This window comes from Deltaproteobacteria bacterium (assembly GCA_013151915.1).
Lineage (GTDB): Bacteria > BMS3Abin14 > BMS3Abin14 > BMS3Abin14 > BMS3Abin14 > BMS3ABIN14.
In genome coordinates, this window is the sequence record JAADHJ010000035.1 from 1 (window position 1) to 13,964 (window position 13,964).

Sequence of the window (13,964 nt, forward strand, 5' to 3'; positions counted from 1 at the left end):
CTCCTGCAAACCCACAAGTTTACTAATTGTAAACAAGTGTGTTATGTTCTTACACGAAAATTGGCACAAGGGGCATTCAGATAATGTAATCCTTTGAATTAAAAGATGAAAATTTCGGGCTGTTTTCTGGCCTGTCATTTGCATTGAATTCCGGCAGCGAAGATATCACCTGCCCGGTCATGAAAATCCAACTGCTTTAAAAAAATCGGAATCCGGACAGGAACCTGAGAGGCCGATCTCTTTTCTCTCATGGTACTGTTCCCTTCGGCTGCTGGAGGATCCAGTGAAGAGGATTTACGCAAAAGAGGAAGTGTGTATCGGGTGCCGGCTATGCCAGGTCTATTGTCAGGTCGAGCATTCCGGGTCGAAAAATATTATTAAAACCTTCAAGGAGGAGATGCCGCCGGCGTCGCGGATCATCGTGGAGGAGGTCGGTCCCGTATCCTTCGCTCTTCAGTGCCGGAATTGTGATGAGCCGTATTGCGCCTATTCCTGCATCGCCGGCGCTATTTACCAGGACGAGAGGACCGGAGAGATCATCCACGACCCGGATAGGTGCATCGGTTGCTGGACATGTGTCCTCACCTGCACCAAGGGTGCTATCTGGCCTGATCGCAGGGAGAGGAACGTGGCCGCAAGGTGCGACATGTGCCCCGACAGAGAGATACCCGCCTGCGTGGAGATGTGCCCCAACGAGGCGCTCTATGTGGTCGATGAGGATTAAGAATAAATAACACTGGAAGCTGGGAAAAAAGGAAAAAACATGGCCGTTAAGAAATACGACTACCTGATAGTAGGCAACTCAGCCGGCGGGATCGGTTGTGTCGAGGGAATCCGCAGGGAGGACCGTGAGGGGAGTATCGCGATTCTTGCCGACGAAAAGCATCACACGTATTCAAGGCCCCTTATAACGCACCTCCTGGAGGGGGATGTCGATCGGAGGGGGATGGACTACCGCCCCAGGGACTTCTATCGGAAGCATTCGGTGGAACCTTTTCTCGGATTCAAGGCCGGCTCCCTGGACCTGGACAGGAGGTCGGTGCGTATCGAGGGTGAGAAGGGGAACGGTTCCAGGAACCTGAGATTCGATAAGCTCCTGCTTGCTACCGGAGGGTCGCCCTTCATACCTCCCATGGAGGGAGCGGACCTGGGCGGCGTCACCACCATGATCACCCTGGACCAGAGCCTGGAGGTGAAAAGACGGCTCGGCAGGGTAAAAAACGCCGTTGTGCTGGGCGCCGGCCTCATCGGCACCAAGACTGCCGAGGCCCTTTCAAAGGTTGTTGACCGGGTCACCGTAGTGGAACTTGCCGACAGGGTCCTTTCCCTTGTTTCCGATGAGACATCATCCCGGCTTGCCGCTGATGCCTTTCGGAAGAAAGGGGTGGAGATTCTCCTGGGTAATTCCATCATGGAGATCAGGGGTAAGGGAAAGGGTAAAGGTAAGGGTAGGGGTAAAGTGGAAGAGGTTCTCCTCCTGGATGGGACTGTAATTCCCTGCGATCTCCTGGTGGTTGCCGTGGGTGTGAGGCCCCGGACCGAACTTGCCGAGGGGACGGATATCGGGGTGGATACCACCAGGACAGGAGGCGGGTTTCTGGTCGAGGACAATATGGCCACAAACATCGAGGGGGTCTACGCCTGCGGCGACGCTTCCCATGCCCACGATTTCGTTACGGGAGCCCACCATCTCCTGCCCCTCTGGCCCAATGCCTATATCGGCGGGCGCATAGCGGGGCTCAATATGGCTGGGGTTCCCAGCCGGCATCGGTGGGCCACGAATATGAACTCGGTTGACTTTTTCGGGTTTCCCATGGTTTCGGCGGGGTTTCTTAAAAGGCCGAACCGTAAAGGGTTCACGGAAATCATAAGGGATGAGGAGGGTAAGTACGCCAGGCTCGTCCTCAAGGACGATGTCATAAAGGGCATGGTTATGGCGGGGAATGTCGCCCGGGCCGGGATATACCTTGGGCTGATGAGAAACAAGGTCAAGACAACATCCTTCTCCGAGCACCTCCTGGCGCACGATTTTGGCGCTGTCCACCTGCCGGACGAGGTCAAGGAGAAGATGAAGCAGCCAATCAGGGTGATAGAGTAGATCAGCGCGCCGGGTCCCGTGGAGTTAAAAGGCATGGATGGACTTTTTACGACACCATAAAACATAGGAACCAGACATGAAAAACCTTTCAAGGGTCAACAACCCGTACAACGACGACAAGGTCATCTCCCAGTGTTCCATCTTCGGGATGATGAACACCTCCGGGAAGCTCATTTCCGGCATGCAATGCATCACGGCCATCACCAACATGCATGAGCGGGGCAACGGGCTTGGGGCGGGGTTTGCCATATACGGCATCTATCCTGACCGGCCCGACGATTACGCTCTCCACATCATGTTCGACACCAAGATCAGCCGCGAGGAGACGGAAACCTATCTCAAGAGGCTCTTCGATATCAGCTTCGCTGAGGAGGTGCCCATATTTCCCACAGAGTCCATTATCAATCCCCCATATATCTATAGGTATTTCGTTCATCCCAAGCTCAAGGATACACATGAGATCGTCGATGAGGACGACCTGGTCACGCGAAGGGTATTTAAAATCAACACATCCATTGAAGGCGCCTTTGTTTTTTCTTCCGGAAAAAACATGGGGGTTTTCAAGGGGGTAGGATTCCCGGAGGAGATCGCCCAGTTTTTCGGGCTGGAGCACTACCGTGGTTATATCTGGACATCCCACGGACGATTTCCGACCAATACCCAGGGCTGGTGGGGCGGAGCCCACCCACTGTCACTGCTGGACTGGACAGTGGTTCACAACGGCGAAATCTCGTCCTACGGCGCCAACCGCAGGTTTCTCGAGATGTACGGCTATGTTTGCACCATGCAGACGGACACCGAGGTCGTGGCCTACGCTGTGGACCTCCTGGAGAGGAAGCACGGTCTTCCCATCGAGGTGGTCATGGACATCTTCTCGCCGCCGGTCTGGGAGCAGATCGACCGTATGAATTCCGGCGACAGGAAGTATTTCGAGGCCATCCGGAATACTTACGGCTCACTGCTGCTCAACGGTCCCTTCGCCATTATCGTGGCCCATCATGGGGAGATGATCGCCCACACCGACCGCATCCGCTTAAGGCCCATGGTTGCCGGGATAAAAGGCGATACCGTATACGCCTCATCCGAGGAATCGGCTATCCGCCTCGTATGTCCTGAACTGGACAAGGTGTGGATCCCGACCGGGGGGCATCCGGTCATAGCCCGCCTGAAAGGTACGGAAGGGCACGATGTCGTCGAGGGCGGGCGGGAGATTCCCGGAACAATTGTTATGGAGGTTTAATAGATGCGGACCGCACTTCTTCCGGAGTTTTCCGTTGTAAGAGACGAGAACCGGTGCATCCAGTGCCGGGTTTGCGAGCGCCAGTGCTCCTTCGACGTATATAGCTACGATGCCGGCAACAATCTGATGGTACACAGGGAGGAGAACTGCGTGGCATGCCAGAGATGCTCCGTTCTCTGTCCCACCAACGCACTGGTCATCAAGATGAACGACTACACGTATCGGCCCAACGCCAACTGGACCCGCGAGTCCATCAGCGACCTGAAGAAGCAGGCCGAGACGGGAGGCGTCCTGCTCACGGGTATGGGGTGCGACAAGCCTCTTAAGAATTACTGGGATCATATCCTGCTGAACGCCTCGCAGGTGACCAACCCCTCCATCGACCCCCTGCGGGAGCCCATGGAACTTCGCACCCGGCTGGGAAGAAAAGCCGACCATCTCGAGATCAGGAACGGAAATCTCGAGGTCCCCGACTATCCGTACGTGGACCTTTCCACTCCCATCATGTTCGGGGCCATGTCCTACGGCGCCATCAGCTATAACTGCTTCAAATCCCTAGCTCAGGCCGCTCATGAGGTCGGAACCATGTTTAACACCGGTGAAGGCGGGTGGCCCAGGGAGCTTCGCAAGTTCGGGACAAATACCATCGTTCAGTGCGCTTCCGGCCGGTTCGGCCTTGATCTGGAGTACTTCAATGACGCGGCCATGGTGGAAATCAAGATCGGCCAGGGAGCGAAGCCGGGTATCGGCGGACATCTTCCGGGCGAGAAGGTCTCCGCGCACATCTCGCAGACGAGGATGATTCCGATGGGGTCCGACGCCATCAGCCCGGCCCCTCACCACGACATCTACTCCATCGAGGACCTGCAAATGCTCGTCCACGCCCTCAAGGAGGCCACTGATTATAGAAAACCGGTATCCGTCAAGATCTCCGCGGTTCACAATGCCCCGGCCATTGCCAGCGGCATGGTGAGGGCGGGAGCGGACATTATCGTCATCGATGGAGTCCGGGGCGGCACCGGTGCGGCGCCAAAGATCCTCAGAGACAACGTCGGACTGCCCATAGAGCTTGCGTTGGCGGCTGTCGACACGAGGCTGAGGGAGGAGGGCATACGCAACTGGGCATCCCTCGTATGTTCCGGCGGCATCCGGAACTCGTCCGACATCTTCAAGGCCATCGCGCTTGGAGCGGATGCCGTTTACATAGGCACGGCGGCCTTAATGGCCCTGGGATGCACCGTCTGCCAGAAGTGCTACACGGGCAAGTGTGCCTGGGGCATCACCACCCAGGATCCATACCTGTCCAAGAGGGTCAACCCCGAGATCGGCACGCAGGCGCTGGTGAACCTGCTACGGGCCTGGAGCCTGGAGATCAAGGAGATGTTGGGGTGTGCGGGTATAAACTCCATCGAATCGGTGCGCGGCAACCGGCTGCAGCTAAGGGGGATCGGTCTGGAGGATTGGGAACTTGGGGTTCTGGGAATAAGGGGAGCCGGACAATGAATCCTGTCGTCATTACCGTTAAAACAAAAGAGCCTGCGACATTCGCCGAAAAGCTCAAGAAGAAGGTCGCCTATTCCCCCGCAAAGTGGCATCAGATCGATGCCGCGGGCGTCCATTATAAGGATCTGAACAGAAAAATCCGGGCCATGGCCGAGAAAGGCGCCAGGAAATTCGAAATCCGCAATGTCTTCGGCCAGCGGTACATTGGAACCAACCTGTGGGGCATTGAAAGGGAAAAGATAAAGATAAGGATCCACGGTACGCCCGGATCGGATCTCGGCGCCCTGCTCGACGGCCCGGCCATCGATGTGTTCGGAAACGTCCAGGATGCCACCGGCAACACCATGAACGGCGGGAAGATCATTATACACGGGTCAGCCGGGGATGTTCTCGGCTACAGCATGAGGGGCGGGGAGATCTACGTCAGGGGCAACGTGGGATACCGGGTTGGGATCCACATGAAGGAGTATGAGGCGAAGGTTCCCACTATTGTCATCGGCGGGACAGTGCAGGATTTCTTCGGGGAGTACATGGCCGGGGGCCGTATTATCGTTCTGAACAAGTTCTTCGAGGATAATCCACCACAGCGCCTCTCCTATTTCATAGGCACCGGCATGCACGGCGGCACCATCTACATCCGTGGAGAGGTTGAGATCAACCAGGTCGGGGCTGAGGTCGGGATGACCGAACCGGCCGACGATGAGTGGAAAATCATCGAGAGGTATGTCCACAGGTACTGCAAGGCCTTCGGGTTTGAATCGAGACAGGCGAAGCTTCTCAAAAGAGAAAAATTCATCAAGCTATATGCTAAATCGTCCAGACCGTATGGAATGTTGTACGCGTATTGATCAATTCTGACTGCGGGGTCCTCCGCACGAAATTTTCCTGATGTCTAATAATTGTGCCGCCTTTCCCTCCCGTGGTCCTGTCCTTCATCCCCACCCCGGCGCTAATCATCGGTTCGTTTGCTGAAAGGATGAAGTTTTCCGCAATGCTCCTTTTCTCAGCCATCTGGTCCATAGTGGTCTACGCACCGGTCGCCCATTGGGTCTGGGGCGGCGGATGGCTTCAGAGCATGGGGGTTATGGATTTCGCCGGCGGAATAGTTGTCCACATCAATGCCGGCGTAGCGGGTCTTGTCACTGCTCTTTACCTTGGCAAACGCAAGGGATACCCAAGGACTCCCATGCCGGCGCATGCAACGCTCCCCGGATTCACTGCCCGGCCTGGTCATGAAATACCCGTTTCAGATGCCCCTTGACCATCTCCTCGAAATCCGAATCCTGGTTGCTCCGGTAGGTGAGGGATGATGCGATTTCGCTGGCGAGGATGGCGGACCGGTATTTCCCGGGAAGCTTGTTGATCCTCGCGTGGTACTTCCGGTTTTCCCTCAGTAACCGGGGAAGATGGCTGAAAAGGGCCATGCGGAAAAGCCGGTTTGCGAATAGCTTCGGGTGGTCCTGGAGGTAGCTGAAGAGCCTGGCGTAATGATCATTGATCTCAACGCTGATGGCGTCCGATATTTCAGTGAAAAGAAGCTTTCCGTTTGACTCCTTGAACCGGTCCAGGATCAGGCGGGCCTCATCCGCGGCTCGCTTCTCCAGGATCTCGATTACGTCCGAAACATACCGTTCCTTGTTGGCCAGAAACTCCTTTTCGCCCATTATGAGGTTGGCGATGACCTCGTAGGAGGATGAGATGACGCCGCACTTGTTGGCGGATGCGTCCCGCATGATTACAATCCCCCTTTTCTGAAGTTGAACGCGTGCGTCGGGGGTAATAAATGAGTTGGCGCCCTCCACGATGGCCCGCAAAGTCGGTTCGCCGCCTTCCGGGAAAAATTTCCGCCAATTTCCGTCATGGACTGTCTCGGGCCGGCCGCCGGCGGGGATGAACAGGTCGGCACGGACCTCAAAGATCAGGCTGTCGTACTCCCTGTGGAAATCGTCGGGTGACAGCCACTGTTCCACAAGCTCGCCGGATTCGGACCTGGAGACCTTTCGGTAGAGGGTTTTCAGCCCCTCCGCCCGTGGGTTGGACCTGAAGAGGAGAAACCCTCCTTTGTGAAGCTTTGACGGCCTGAAGGCGTCGATATCGCCCGTAAACAGGATCCTCTTCAGTTCCGACCGACTCCCCCCGTCTGGGTCAAAGAGGGCGCCTGTGCCGTCGAGAATGAGGTTGATCTTCACCCTGGGGCATTTTTCAAAAAGAATCCTGATGGCGTTTCCCGCCACGTCACCGTTGGGACCGCCCGTGAACTTGACCGAGAAGGCATCCCGGGAGATGTCCTTTCCCAGATCCTCCATGGTGATTTCGGCGAACTTCACCACACCCGTGGAGGTCACCCCGTACTCCTTGTGGTTGATACCGTTCTTTTTGCTGGAGATGATCCCATCCCCCAGCATGTATCCGCGCCTCACCGAGAGACTGGCGATGGTTTCGATCATGGAATCGTGCATGTTCTCATCGGGCCCCAGCTCGATGGGTTCATCCTCTCCATAGTAGTCAACGACCCGTGGGTTACTGACCTTGCCGTTCTCGGTGATGAAAATGTCAAGGAAGGCGTTGATGAATCCGTACTGCAGTTTGTACATCCTCTGGGTAACGAAATCGGCGTCCTCCAGACCGGAAGCGTCCAGTACTACAACCATCTTGGAACCACCCTCGTATATATCCTTGTTTTTCAGGTGTTGTGTGTGGGCCAGGACGAAAACCTCGCGGAATAACGTATCGGTGTTGGTGACGTAGTCGTCCCGGTTTCCGGTGATGATCGTCCGCCATCCGCCCCTTGCGATATCTGAAAAACCGATATGGTAGCCAACCCCGAAACGGCCGAAGAAAAATGTGATTCTGAAGGGGGTTTTGGGCGGCAGGTCGGCGGTGAAGGCGGAGTCCAGGCTGGAAAGGTATTTCGGGTCCAGGCGGAACGCCAGGGCCTGTTTGCCGAGGACGAAGAAGTTGGTCTTCAATGTGTTGCGGATGAAGGTAATGCAGCATCTGAAAATGCTCCTTCGAAATTCGTCCAGGTACCTGTGGCCGGTGTTGTAGCCTTCAACGGTTTCCTCGGTCTTCCTAAGGAGATTCTTATATTGTACCTCCCGCTCTGAGATTCCGGGGGAGAATCGTGTTCTGAACAGGTCCACCAGCTGCAGGGAGATGTTGGGATTGGAGTGGAAGGCCAGTTTGACGTCATCGATGTGGTAGCTTTCCTGCCGGTTGCGGGCGAGGTTCGTATGGCAAAAGGCGATAAAGGCGTTGATAAGGGACGCATCCTCCCCGGACATGATGTCCCTGGTAGTAAAATATTGGTAGGTGTAGGAGTTGGTGGAGAGGATCTGGGTATTATAAAGCTCGTTGCGCAGTCGTTCAAACAGTTCCGTGCCTTTGGTGACCGCCTGGGTTTCCCTGGCCCGGGCGTAAAAGGTCCCCAGGAAATAGGGATGAACGCCGTTGCTGATGTTGAGGCAGTAGGTGCGCTGGATACCGATGCTCAGGCGGTTGAAGGCCTCCATGATCTGCAGCAGAAAATCCTTCTGTGGAGGGTTTCCGGCGGCGAACAGGACCCTGTATCCTTCCGTTTCATCCGGTTCCTTTGTCTCTTCGACGTCCAGGAAGACCCCGCCCTTTGCATTGCCCTGGTAGAAGAGCCATAGGAGCTGGGCGACCCTCCTGGGAGGTGAGATGCGCACGTAGTTCCGGTTATTCAGCCAGATGATCTTCAGGTAGCGGTCAAAACGGTCGAAATCAAAGGCCGGGTAGTACTCCCTGAGGGCATCGAGGATCTTTACCCCGATGCCGCGGGGGACGGAAACCCCCGCCGCCCCGGCGATGGTCCGGTGGTTCTTGCGGTCGAACTCGTAGCGCTGGATCTCCAGGGAATGTTCAAGACCGGGAATGGGGCCGAGGGAGTGGATGATCTCCGTATAGGTGATCTCCCTGTCATGGAGGGTTCGAAGCGTCCCGTAGAGGGAACCCGGTACATTCCGGCAGGCCAGGATCAGGGCTTTTTCCCTGTCCGCCAGGATGAGTCTGTGGTTTGCGGCGAGGGTATTAAGCTGCATGGCGAGGGTGGTGAGCGCATCGATTTCCTCCTTCATGGTGATGAAGAAGTAGGGGTGCATCTGCTCTTCGAGCCACTGGAGGTTTTCCTTGCCATGCCGGTGAAAAACCCCGATCCGGCTTTGGATATCAGCTATGAGACGGCGTTCGGGCCTGTTATGCATTTTGAAATCCCCCTGTTACTTAAAGAACGTTCAACGTTCAACGTGGTAAAGAGCGTTCAACGTTCAACCTCAAACTTCAAACGTCCGCTTAATCAGAACTGCACGAAGACGAACTTTCCATACTCATCCATGAAGACAGGTTTCGGGAGCCGGTCGCGGTACGCCTCGTAACGCTTCTTATGGGTTATCAGGACCAAACGTCCCTTCCCAAGCCCCTTTTCGGCCATCTTCTTGAACATGTCAATAGTCAGCAGCCGTCCCTTCGAGTCTCCGTAGGTAAGGCCGTAGGTAAATTCTCCGCCTTTTTCCAGGAGGTAGACGTCGGATCGCCTGTAGAACCAGCAGACGGCAGGCGCCAGGTAATTGTCTGAAACGAGGATGGAGTCGGGGGAAATCCGGCTCGTATGGGCCTTGATGAAGGGGCCGGGCATCTTTCTTCCCATGGACTGGTCGGGAATGGCGAAGTGGAGAACGAACAGAAAAAGCACGGGCGCAACGGCAAAGAGCGTGATCTTCCGGATCGGATTTGAAGCGCGCGAGGCCAACCATGCGACCGTGCCGATGGAAAGAAATCCGGCGGTCCCGAGGACCCATTTCAGGGTCTCGCCCTTTGCGTATACCATGTTGTCGGTGGGGAAAAAGAGATGGGCTGTCAGGAGTATAGCCCCGATGAGACCCGCAGACGCGGCCAGCGCCAAAGCTCCCCAGTTAAAACTTTTTCTTCCATTTTTCTGAAAGTATCCCGTGAGCCCATAGGCTATGAGGATAGCGAGGGGAGGGAAGCACGGGAGGATATATGTGCCCAGTTTGCCGTTGGAGGCGGTGAAAAAGAGAAACGGGAAGATGAGCCAGCAGAACGAGAAGCGCAGAAGGGAGTCCCTCGGTTTTTTCAGGGTCGAACCGCCTATGGCCGCCGGGATGAGAACCGTCCAGGGCAGGGCGCCGCCCGCAATTACGGGAACAAAATACCAGAACGGTTTAGGGTGCTGGGGATGATTGGAGAAAAACCGCTGGATGTGTTCCACCCAGAAGAAGTAGTGCCAGAACCGGCCTTCCCGCAGGTGGATCATCACGGACCAGGGCAGGGCGACGAGGAGCGCGGCGATTGCGGGGATCCATGGGATGGTGAACAGCTTTTTCCATTGGCCCTCCCATATCATGAACGGCACGATGGCCACCACCGGGACGGCAAAAGCGAGAAACCCCTTCGTCAGAAAGGCCAGCCCGCAGAAAACGCCGAAGAGCGCGAGGAAAACGGCCCTTCGGGTGGGGTGTTCCTCCACGTGGGATAGGAAAAAAAGGACCATGCCCGCGGTCAGGAACATGGAAAGAAGGCTGTCGGGAGAGTTGTAGACCCCGGCGGCGTAGACCCCCATGGAAGTCAGGTAGATCACGGAGGAAAGGGTTCCCTTCCAGGGATCTCCGGACGCACGGGAGACAAGCAGGTAGATGAAGAGAGCTGCGAGGGCGACCGAAAGGGCCGATGGGAGCCTCACGGCGAACCTGTTCTCACCGAGCAGCGCCGTGGAAAAGGCGTCTATCCAGTAGCTGAGCACCGGCTTTTCGAAATAGCGGATACCGTCCAGGTGGGGAACGGTCCAGTCCCCCGTTGCCAGCATCTCCCTCGGGATCTCGGCGTACCTGGTCTCGTCGGGAAAGACGAGGGGCCTCACGCCAAGGGGCAGAATGTAAATAAACAGGAAAAGAACGACTATTATCCAGGCCGATTTCTTCATAGTGTGCCCTGCAGGGAGATCCAGCCGTCCCGGCCCGGAACATGTCCTGAGACGACAGGCGCGGCGGGGGGCGGTGTTGACCCCTCCAGGCAGGTCCCGAGGGCGCAGAAGGCCGCTCCGGATGTACGGGCGTTGGAAAGGAAACGGTCGAACATATCGAGACGGGAGATTCCCTCTACCTCAGCGTGAACGGTCAGGACGTTGAGCCCGGCCGGGTCCAGGAGTGAGAGCATATACTCGTTGTAGTTTTCGTCGGAGATCCCGCCGCTGCCGATGACCTCGTCGTAGGTGGGAAGGGTAACAGGAACCTGGGGCTGTCGGAGGGTCCTGCCGCCCACAATGGGAAGAAAGACGCATTCACCCCTGCAGTCGCTGTTGTAGACAAAGGGGAACCGGTCCTTTTCCATGAGGGCCGGGTCGCTGGATTTCCAGGCCGGAGCCGCGGAGCAGTCCGGCGGGCGTCCCAGTATCCGGGTGAGGAGATCGACTCCCATTGCCAGGGAACGATGGATGTCGCTACCGTCCATAGTGTCGATGCGTGTCTGCCAGCGGTGGTGGTCCCAGGCGTGAAGGCCGATCTCGTGACCCGCGTCAGCCGTATCCTGGATGATGGCGGCGAGCCTCTCTCCAATAACGGGTCCGGGCCGGAGTGTCCCTTTCAGGAGAATATCCCATCCGTAAAGCCCGGCGGCCCTGGTTCGGAGCATCTTCCAGAGAAAGGACGGGCGAAGGAGGCGGCGCAGGTGGCGGCCCATGTTGTCCGGGCCGACCGTAAAAAAAAAGGAGGCGGTGATGCCGTGACGGGCAAGAAGATCGCAAAGCGGCGGTACGCCCAGGCGGGTTCCCCTGAAGGTGTCAACGTCAACCCTGAGGCCGATCCTCATGTGCCGGTTCCCTCGCCGGTACGCATCCCTCTCCCCACAGGCCGCGCTAGGGGCGCTTCACCTCGGCGGCCTGGGTGAGGAAGAAATCGAGAGTCTCCTCCACCGACTGCCTGATTCCGACAGTGGGCGACCAGTCCAGAAGTTTCTTCGCGTTGCGTATGGAAGGCTTCCGGTGCTCTATATCCTGATAACCGGGACCGTAGAAGGCCCTGCTCTCCAGTTCCTGGTATCCGGCGAAGGGCGGAAAATGGGAACGCAGGGGATGTTTTTCGAAAGCGGCGACAAGCAGGTCGGCCAATTCTTTAATACTCGCTTCGTTGTCGGGATTGCCGATGTTGATGATCCTCCCGTCGCAGAGCCCGTCCTGGTTCTCGATGATCCTGAAAAGACATTCGATGCCGTCCGATACGTCGGTAAAGCACCGTTTCTGATTCCCGCCGTCCACCAGCTGGATGGGTGTTCCCTCGACCAGGTTGAGGATCAGTTGGGTTATGGCCCGCGAACTTCCGATACGGGCGGAGGCCAGGCTGTCGAGCCTGGGCCCGATCCAGTTGAAAGGCCGAAACAGGCTGAACGAAAGCCCCCTCTGCTGTCCATAGGCCCAGACGACCCGGTCGAGGAGCTGTTTGCTGCACGAGTAGATCCATCGCTGCATTCGGATGGGTCCGGTAATGAGCCTGGAGTTGTCCTCGTCGAACGACTCGTCCTCGCACATACCGTAAACCTCGGAGGTGGATGGAAAGACGATCCTTTTTCCGTACTTCACGCAGTAGCGTACGATCCTCAGGTTTTCCTCGAAATCCAGCTCGAATACACGCAGAGGGTTGCGGGTGTACTCGATGGGCGTGGCGATGGCGACAAGGGGCAGGACGATGTTGCATTTCCTGATGTGGTACTCGATCCACTCCCTGTGGATAGAGATGTCTCCCTCCGAAAAGTGAAAGTCCGGCCTGTCTAAGAGTCGCTGGATGTACTTTGCGTGGAGATCCATGCCGTGGACCTCGTAGCGGCCGCTCTCGAGCAGCCTTTCACCAAGGGCGTTTCCGATAAAGCCGTCCACGCCCAGAATGAGAACCCTCTTCTTCCTGGACGCTTCCACCTTTATGCTTGTACGGGGGCCGAAGGACATCTCTGCGGTGAGACGCATCTCCCGGGCAAGCTGGGGGCCGGTCATGTACACGCCGTCTTCCTCCTGTCCGAAGTCCACGCGCACGGCTCCCTTTCCACAGGCAACGACAAGGGGATCGGTGGAGACGACGGTTCCTCCGGGTCTGTTGCCGGCATCCCCGTTTGCCTCGGTGACAGTCCAGAAAAAGCATTTCCTGTCACCGGCGAATGAAAATGCCCCCGGGTATGGCCTGGTAACCGCCCTGACCAGGTTGCGAACGGCCGAGGCGTCCCGGCTCCAGTCGATCTCGCCGTCCTCGGGGCGGCGTCCCGCGAAGCGGGTGGCCTGTTTATGGTCCTGCGGGGTGCCCGAGGCCGTGCCGTCCTTGATTGAAGGCAGGACATCATCGAGCATGGCCGCGGCGGCGGCCGCCGCCTTACCGTGCAGGGTCAAGGCCGTATCGTCGTCGTCGATCCGGATTTTTCGCTGAGCCACAATGTCCCCATCGTCGGGCCGGGGTGTCATGTGGTGGAGGGTGACGCCCGTTTCCTTTTCCCCGTTCACCAGGACCCAGTTAATGGGAGCCCGGCCCCTGTATTTCGGCAGGAGGGACCCGTGGAGGTTAAGGCAGCCCGACGGCGGGATGGCGAGGATGTCCGGTCCGATGATGTTCCTGTAGTAAAATGAGAAGATGATATCCGGAGCCAGTTCCCGAATCCTCTCGACCCAGATGGGATGGTTGATATCATCCGGGGCGTAGACCGGGATGTCCCTGGAGGCAGCCAGTTCCGCCACCGATCTGAACCAGATCGTCTCTTTGGGATCGTCCCTGTGGGTGAAGACGGCCGAGATGGAGATGCCGTTGCGCAGCAGCGCTTCCATGCCCGCGCAGCCGATGTTGTGGTATCCGAGAACGACAGCTTTCATTTTGACCTCCAAAAATGAATTACTTGATCCAGGGTCCAGAGTCCAGAGTCGAAAGTCCATCCGCCGTCGCTCTGCGAGCTATGGCGGACAGGGAGTCCAAAGTCCAGTGTCCAGAGTCCAGAGGTTCAGGAACTGCCACGGCGTCATCGCGCGTACCCCCTATCTGTCATCGCGAGCTTTAACCCATGCGAAGCGATCCCGTGGCGACCGGAGGGCGCCGTGATGATCTTTTGGGCTTCCGTCTT

At 57.1% G+C, this 13,964-nt stretch carries 10 protein-coding genes; 6 read left to right on the forward strand and 4 right to left on the reverse strand.

Features of this window, described 5'->3' with window-relative positions; translation table 11 throughout:
• The first annotated feature begins 283 nt into the window (after window positions 1-283).
• The 6 genes from GXP52_07215 to GXP52_07240 all read left to right on the forward strand — a co-directional run bounded on the left by GXP52_07215 (window position 284) and on the right by GXP52_07240 (window position 6,102).
• Window positions 284-724: a 4Fe-4S dicluster domain-containing protein gene (locus tag GXP52_07215; GenBank protein NOY87076.1), complete on the forward strand. Its 441-nt coding sequence runs from the start codon at window positions 284-286 to the stop codon at window positions 722-724.
• A 39-nt stretch (window positions 725-763) separates the two neighbouring features.
• The gene (locus tag GXP52_07220) at window positions 764-2,098 is read left to right on the forward strand and encodes an NAD(P)/FAD-dependent oxidoreductase (protein NOY87077.1); all 1,335 of its coding nucleotides are present in this window, start codon (window positions 764-766) and stop codon (window positions 2,096-2,098) included.
• A 76-nt stretch (window positions 2,099-2,174) separates the two neighbouring features.
• The gene (locus tag GXP52_07225) at window positions 2,175-3,338 is read left to right on the forward strand and encodes a glutamine amidotransferase family protein (protein ID NOY87078.1); all 1,164 of its coding nucleotides are present in this window, start codon (window positions 2,175-2,177) and stop codon (window positions 3,336-3,338) included.
• Between the two features lie 3 nt (window positions 3,339-3,341).
• Entirely contained in the window at window positions 3,342-4,841 is a 1,500-nt protein-coding gene (locus tag GXP52_07230; protein ID NOY87079.1) for an FMN-binding glutamate synthase family protein, read from the forward strand.
• Window positions 4,838-5,689 (forward strand): hypothetical protein, encoded by an 852-nt coding sequence (locus GXP52_07235; protein NOY87080.1) that lies wholly within the window; start codon window positions 4,838-4,840, stop codon window positions 5,687-5,689. Before GXP52_07230 ends, GXP52_07235 begins: the two co-directional genes overlap by 4 nt.
• Before the next feature lie 128 nt (window positions 5,690-5,817).
• The gene (locus GXP52_07240) at window positions 5,818-6,102 is read left to right on the forward strand and encodes an ammonium transporter (GenBank protein ID NOY87081.1); all 285 of its coding nucleotides are present in this window, start codon (window positions 5,818-5,820) and stop codon (window positions 6,100-6,102) included.
• On the opposite strand, the gene GXP52_07245 is transcribed toward GXP52_07240, so the two are convergent.
• The 4 genes from GXP52_07245 to arnA all read right to left on the reverse strand — a co-directional run bounded on the left by GXP52_07245 (window position 6,056) and on the right by arnA (window position 13,719).
• The gene (locus GXP52_07245) at window positions 6,056-9,064 is read right to left on the reverse strand and encodes an amino acid dehydrogenase (GenBank protein ID NOY87082.1); all 3,009 of its coding nucleotides are present in this window, start codon (window positions 9,062-9,064) and stop codon (window positions 6,056-6,058) included. The genes GXP52_07240 and GXP52_07245 overlap by 47 nt on opposite strands.
• 92 nt (window positions 9,065-9,156) lie before the next feature.
• The gene (locus GXP52_07250; protein ID NOY87083.1) at window positions 9,157-10,800 is read right to left on the reverse strand and encodes a phospholipid carrier-dependent glycosyltransferase; all 1,644 of its coding nucleotides are present in this window, start codon (window positions 10,798-10,800) and stop codon (window positions 9,157-9,159) included.
• Window positions 10,797-11,684: a 4-deoxy-4-formamido-L-arabinose-phosphoundecaprenol deformylase gene (locus tag GXP52_07255; protein NOY87084.1), complete on the reverse strand. Its 888-nt coding sequence runs from the start codon at window positions 11,682-11,684 to the stop codon at window positions 10,797-10,799. The genes GXP52_07250 and GXP52_07255 overlap by 4 nt, the downstream gene beginning before the upstream one ends.
• Window positions 11,685-11,730: 46 nt before the next feature.
• Window positions 11,731-13,719 carry a bifunctional UDP-4-amino-4-deoxy-L-arabinose formyltransferase/UDP-glucuronic acid oxidase ArnA gene (gene arnA, locus GXP52_07260; protein ID NOY87085.1) on the reverse strand — a complete coding sequence of 663 codons (1,989 nt, stop codon included), beginning with the start codon at window positions 13,717-13,719 and terminating at the stop codon, window positions 11,731-11,733.
• Window positions 13,720-13,964 lie beyond the last annotated feature (245 nt).

What these genes read in the sequence shown, in the direction of transcription:
- GXP52_07220 (NOY87077.1), top strand. Translation starts at nt 764, where the DNA reads ATGGCCGTTAAGAAATACGACTACCTGATAGTAGGCAACTCAGCCGGC.
- GXP52_07225 (NOY87078.1), top strand. Translation starts at nt 2,175, where the DNA reads ATGAAAAACCTTTCAAGGGTCAACAACCCGTACAACGACGACAAGGTC.
- GXP52_07230 (NOY87079.1), top strand. Translation starts at nt 3,342, where the DNA reads ATGCGGACCGCACTTCTTCCGGAGTTTTCCGTTGTAAGAGACGAGAAC.
- GXP52_07235 (NOY87080.1), top strand. Translation starts at nt 4,838, where the DNA reads ATGAATCCTGTCGTCATTACCGTTAAAACAAAAGAGCCTGCGACATTC.
- GXP52_07240 (NOY87081.1), top strand. Translation starts at nt 5,818, where the DNA reads ATGAAGTTTTCCGCAATGCTCCTTTTCTCAGCCATCTGGTCCATAGTG.
- GXP52_07245 (NOY87082.1), bottom strand. Translation starts at nt 9,064, where the DNA reads ATGCATAACAGGCCCGAACGCCGTCTCATAGCTGATATCCAAAGCCGG.
- GXP52_07250 (NOY87083.1), bottom strand. Translation starts at nt 10,800, where the DNA reads ATGAAGAAATCGGCCTGGATAATAGTCGTTCTTTTCCTGTTTATTTAC.
- GXP52_07255 (NOY87084.1), bottom strand. Translation starts at nt 11,684, where the DNA reads ATGAGGATCGGCCTCAGGGTTGACGTTGACACCTTCAGGGGAACCCGC.
- arnA (NOY87085.1), bottom strand. Translation starts at nt 13,719, where the DNA reads ATGAAAGCTGTCGTTCTCGGATACCACAACATCGGCTGCGCGGGCATG.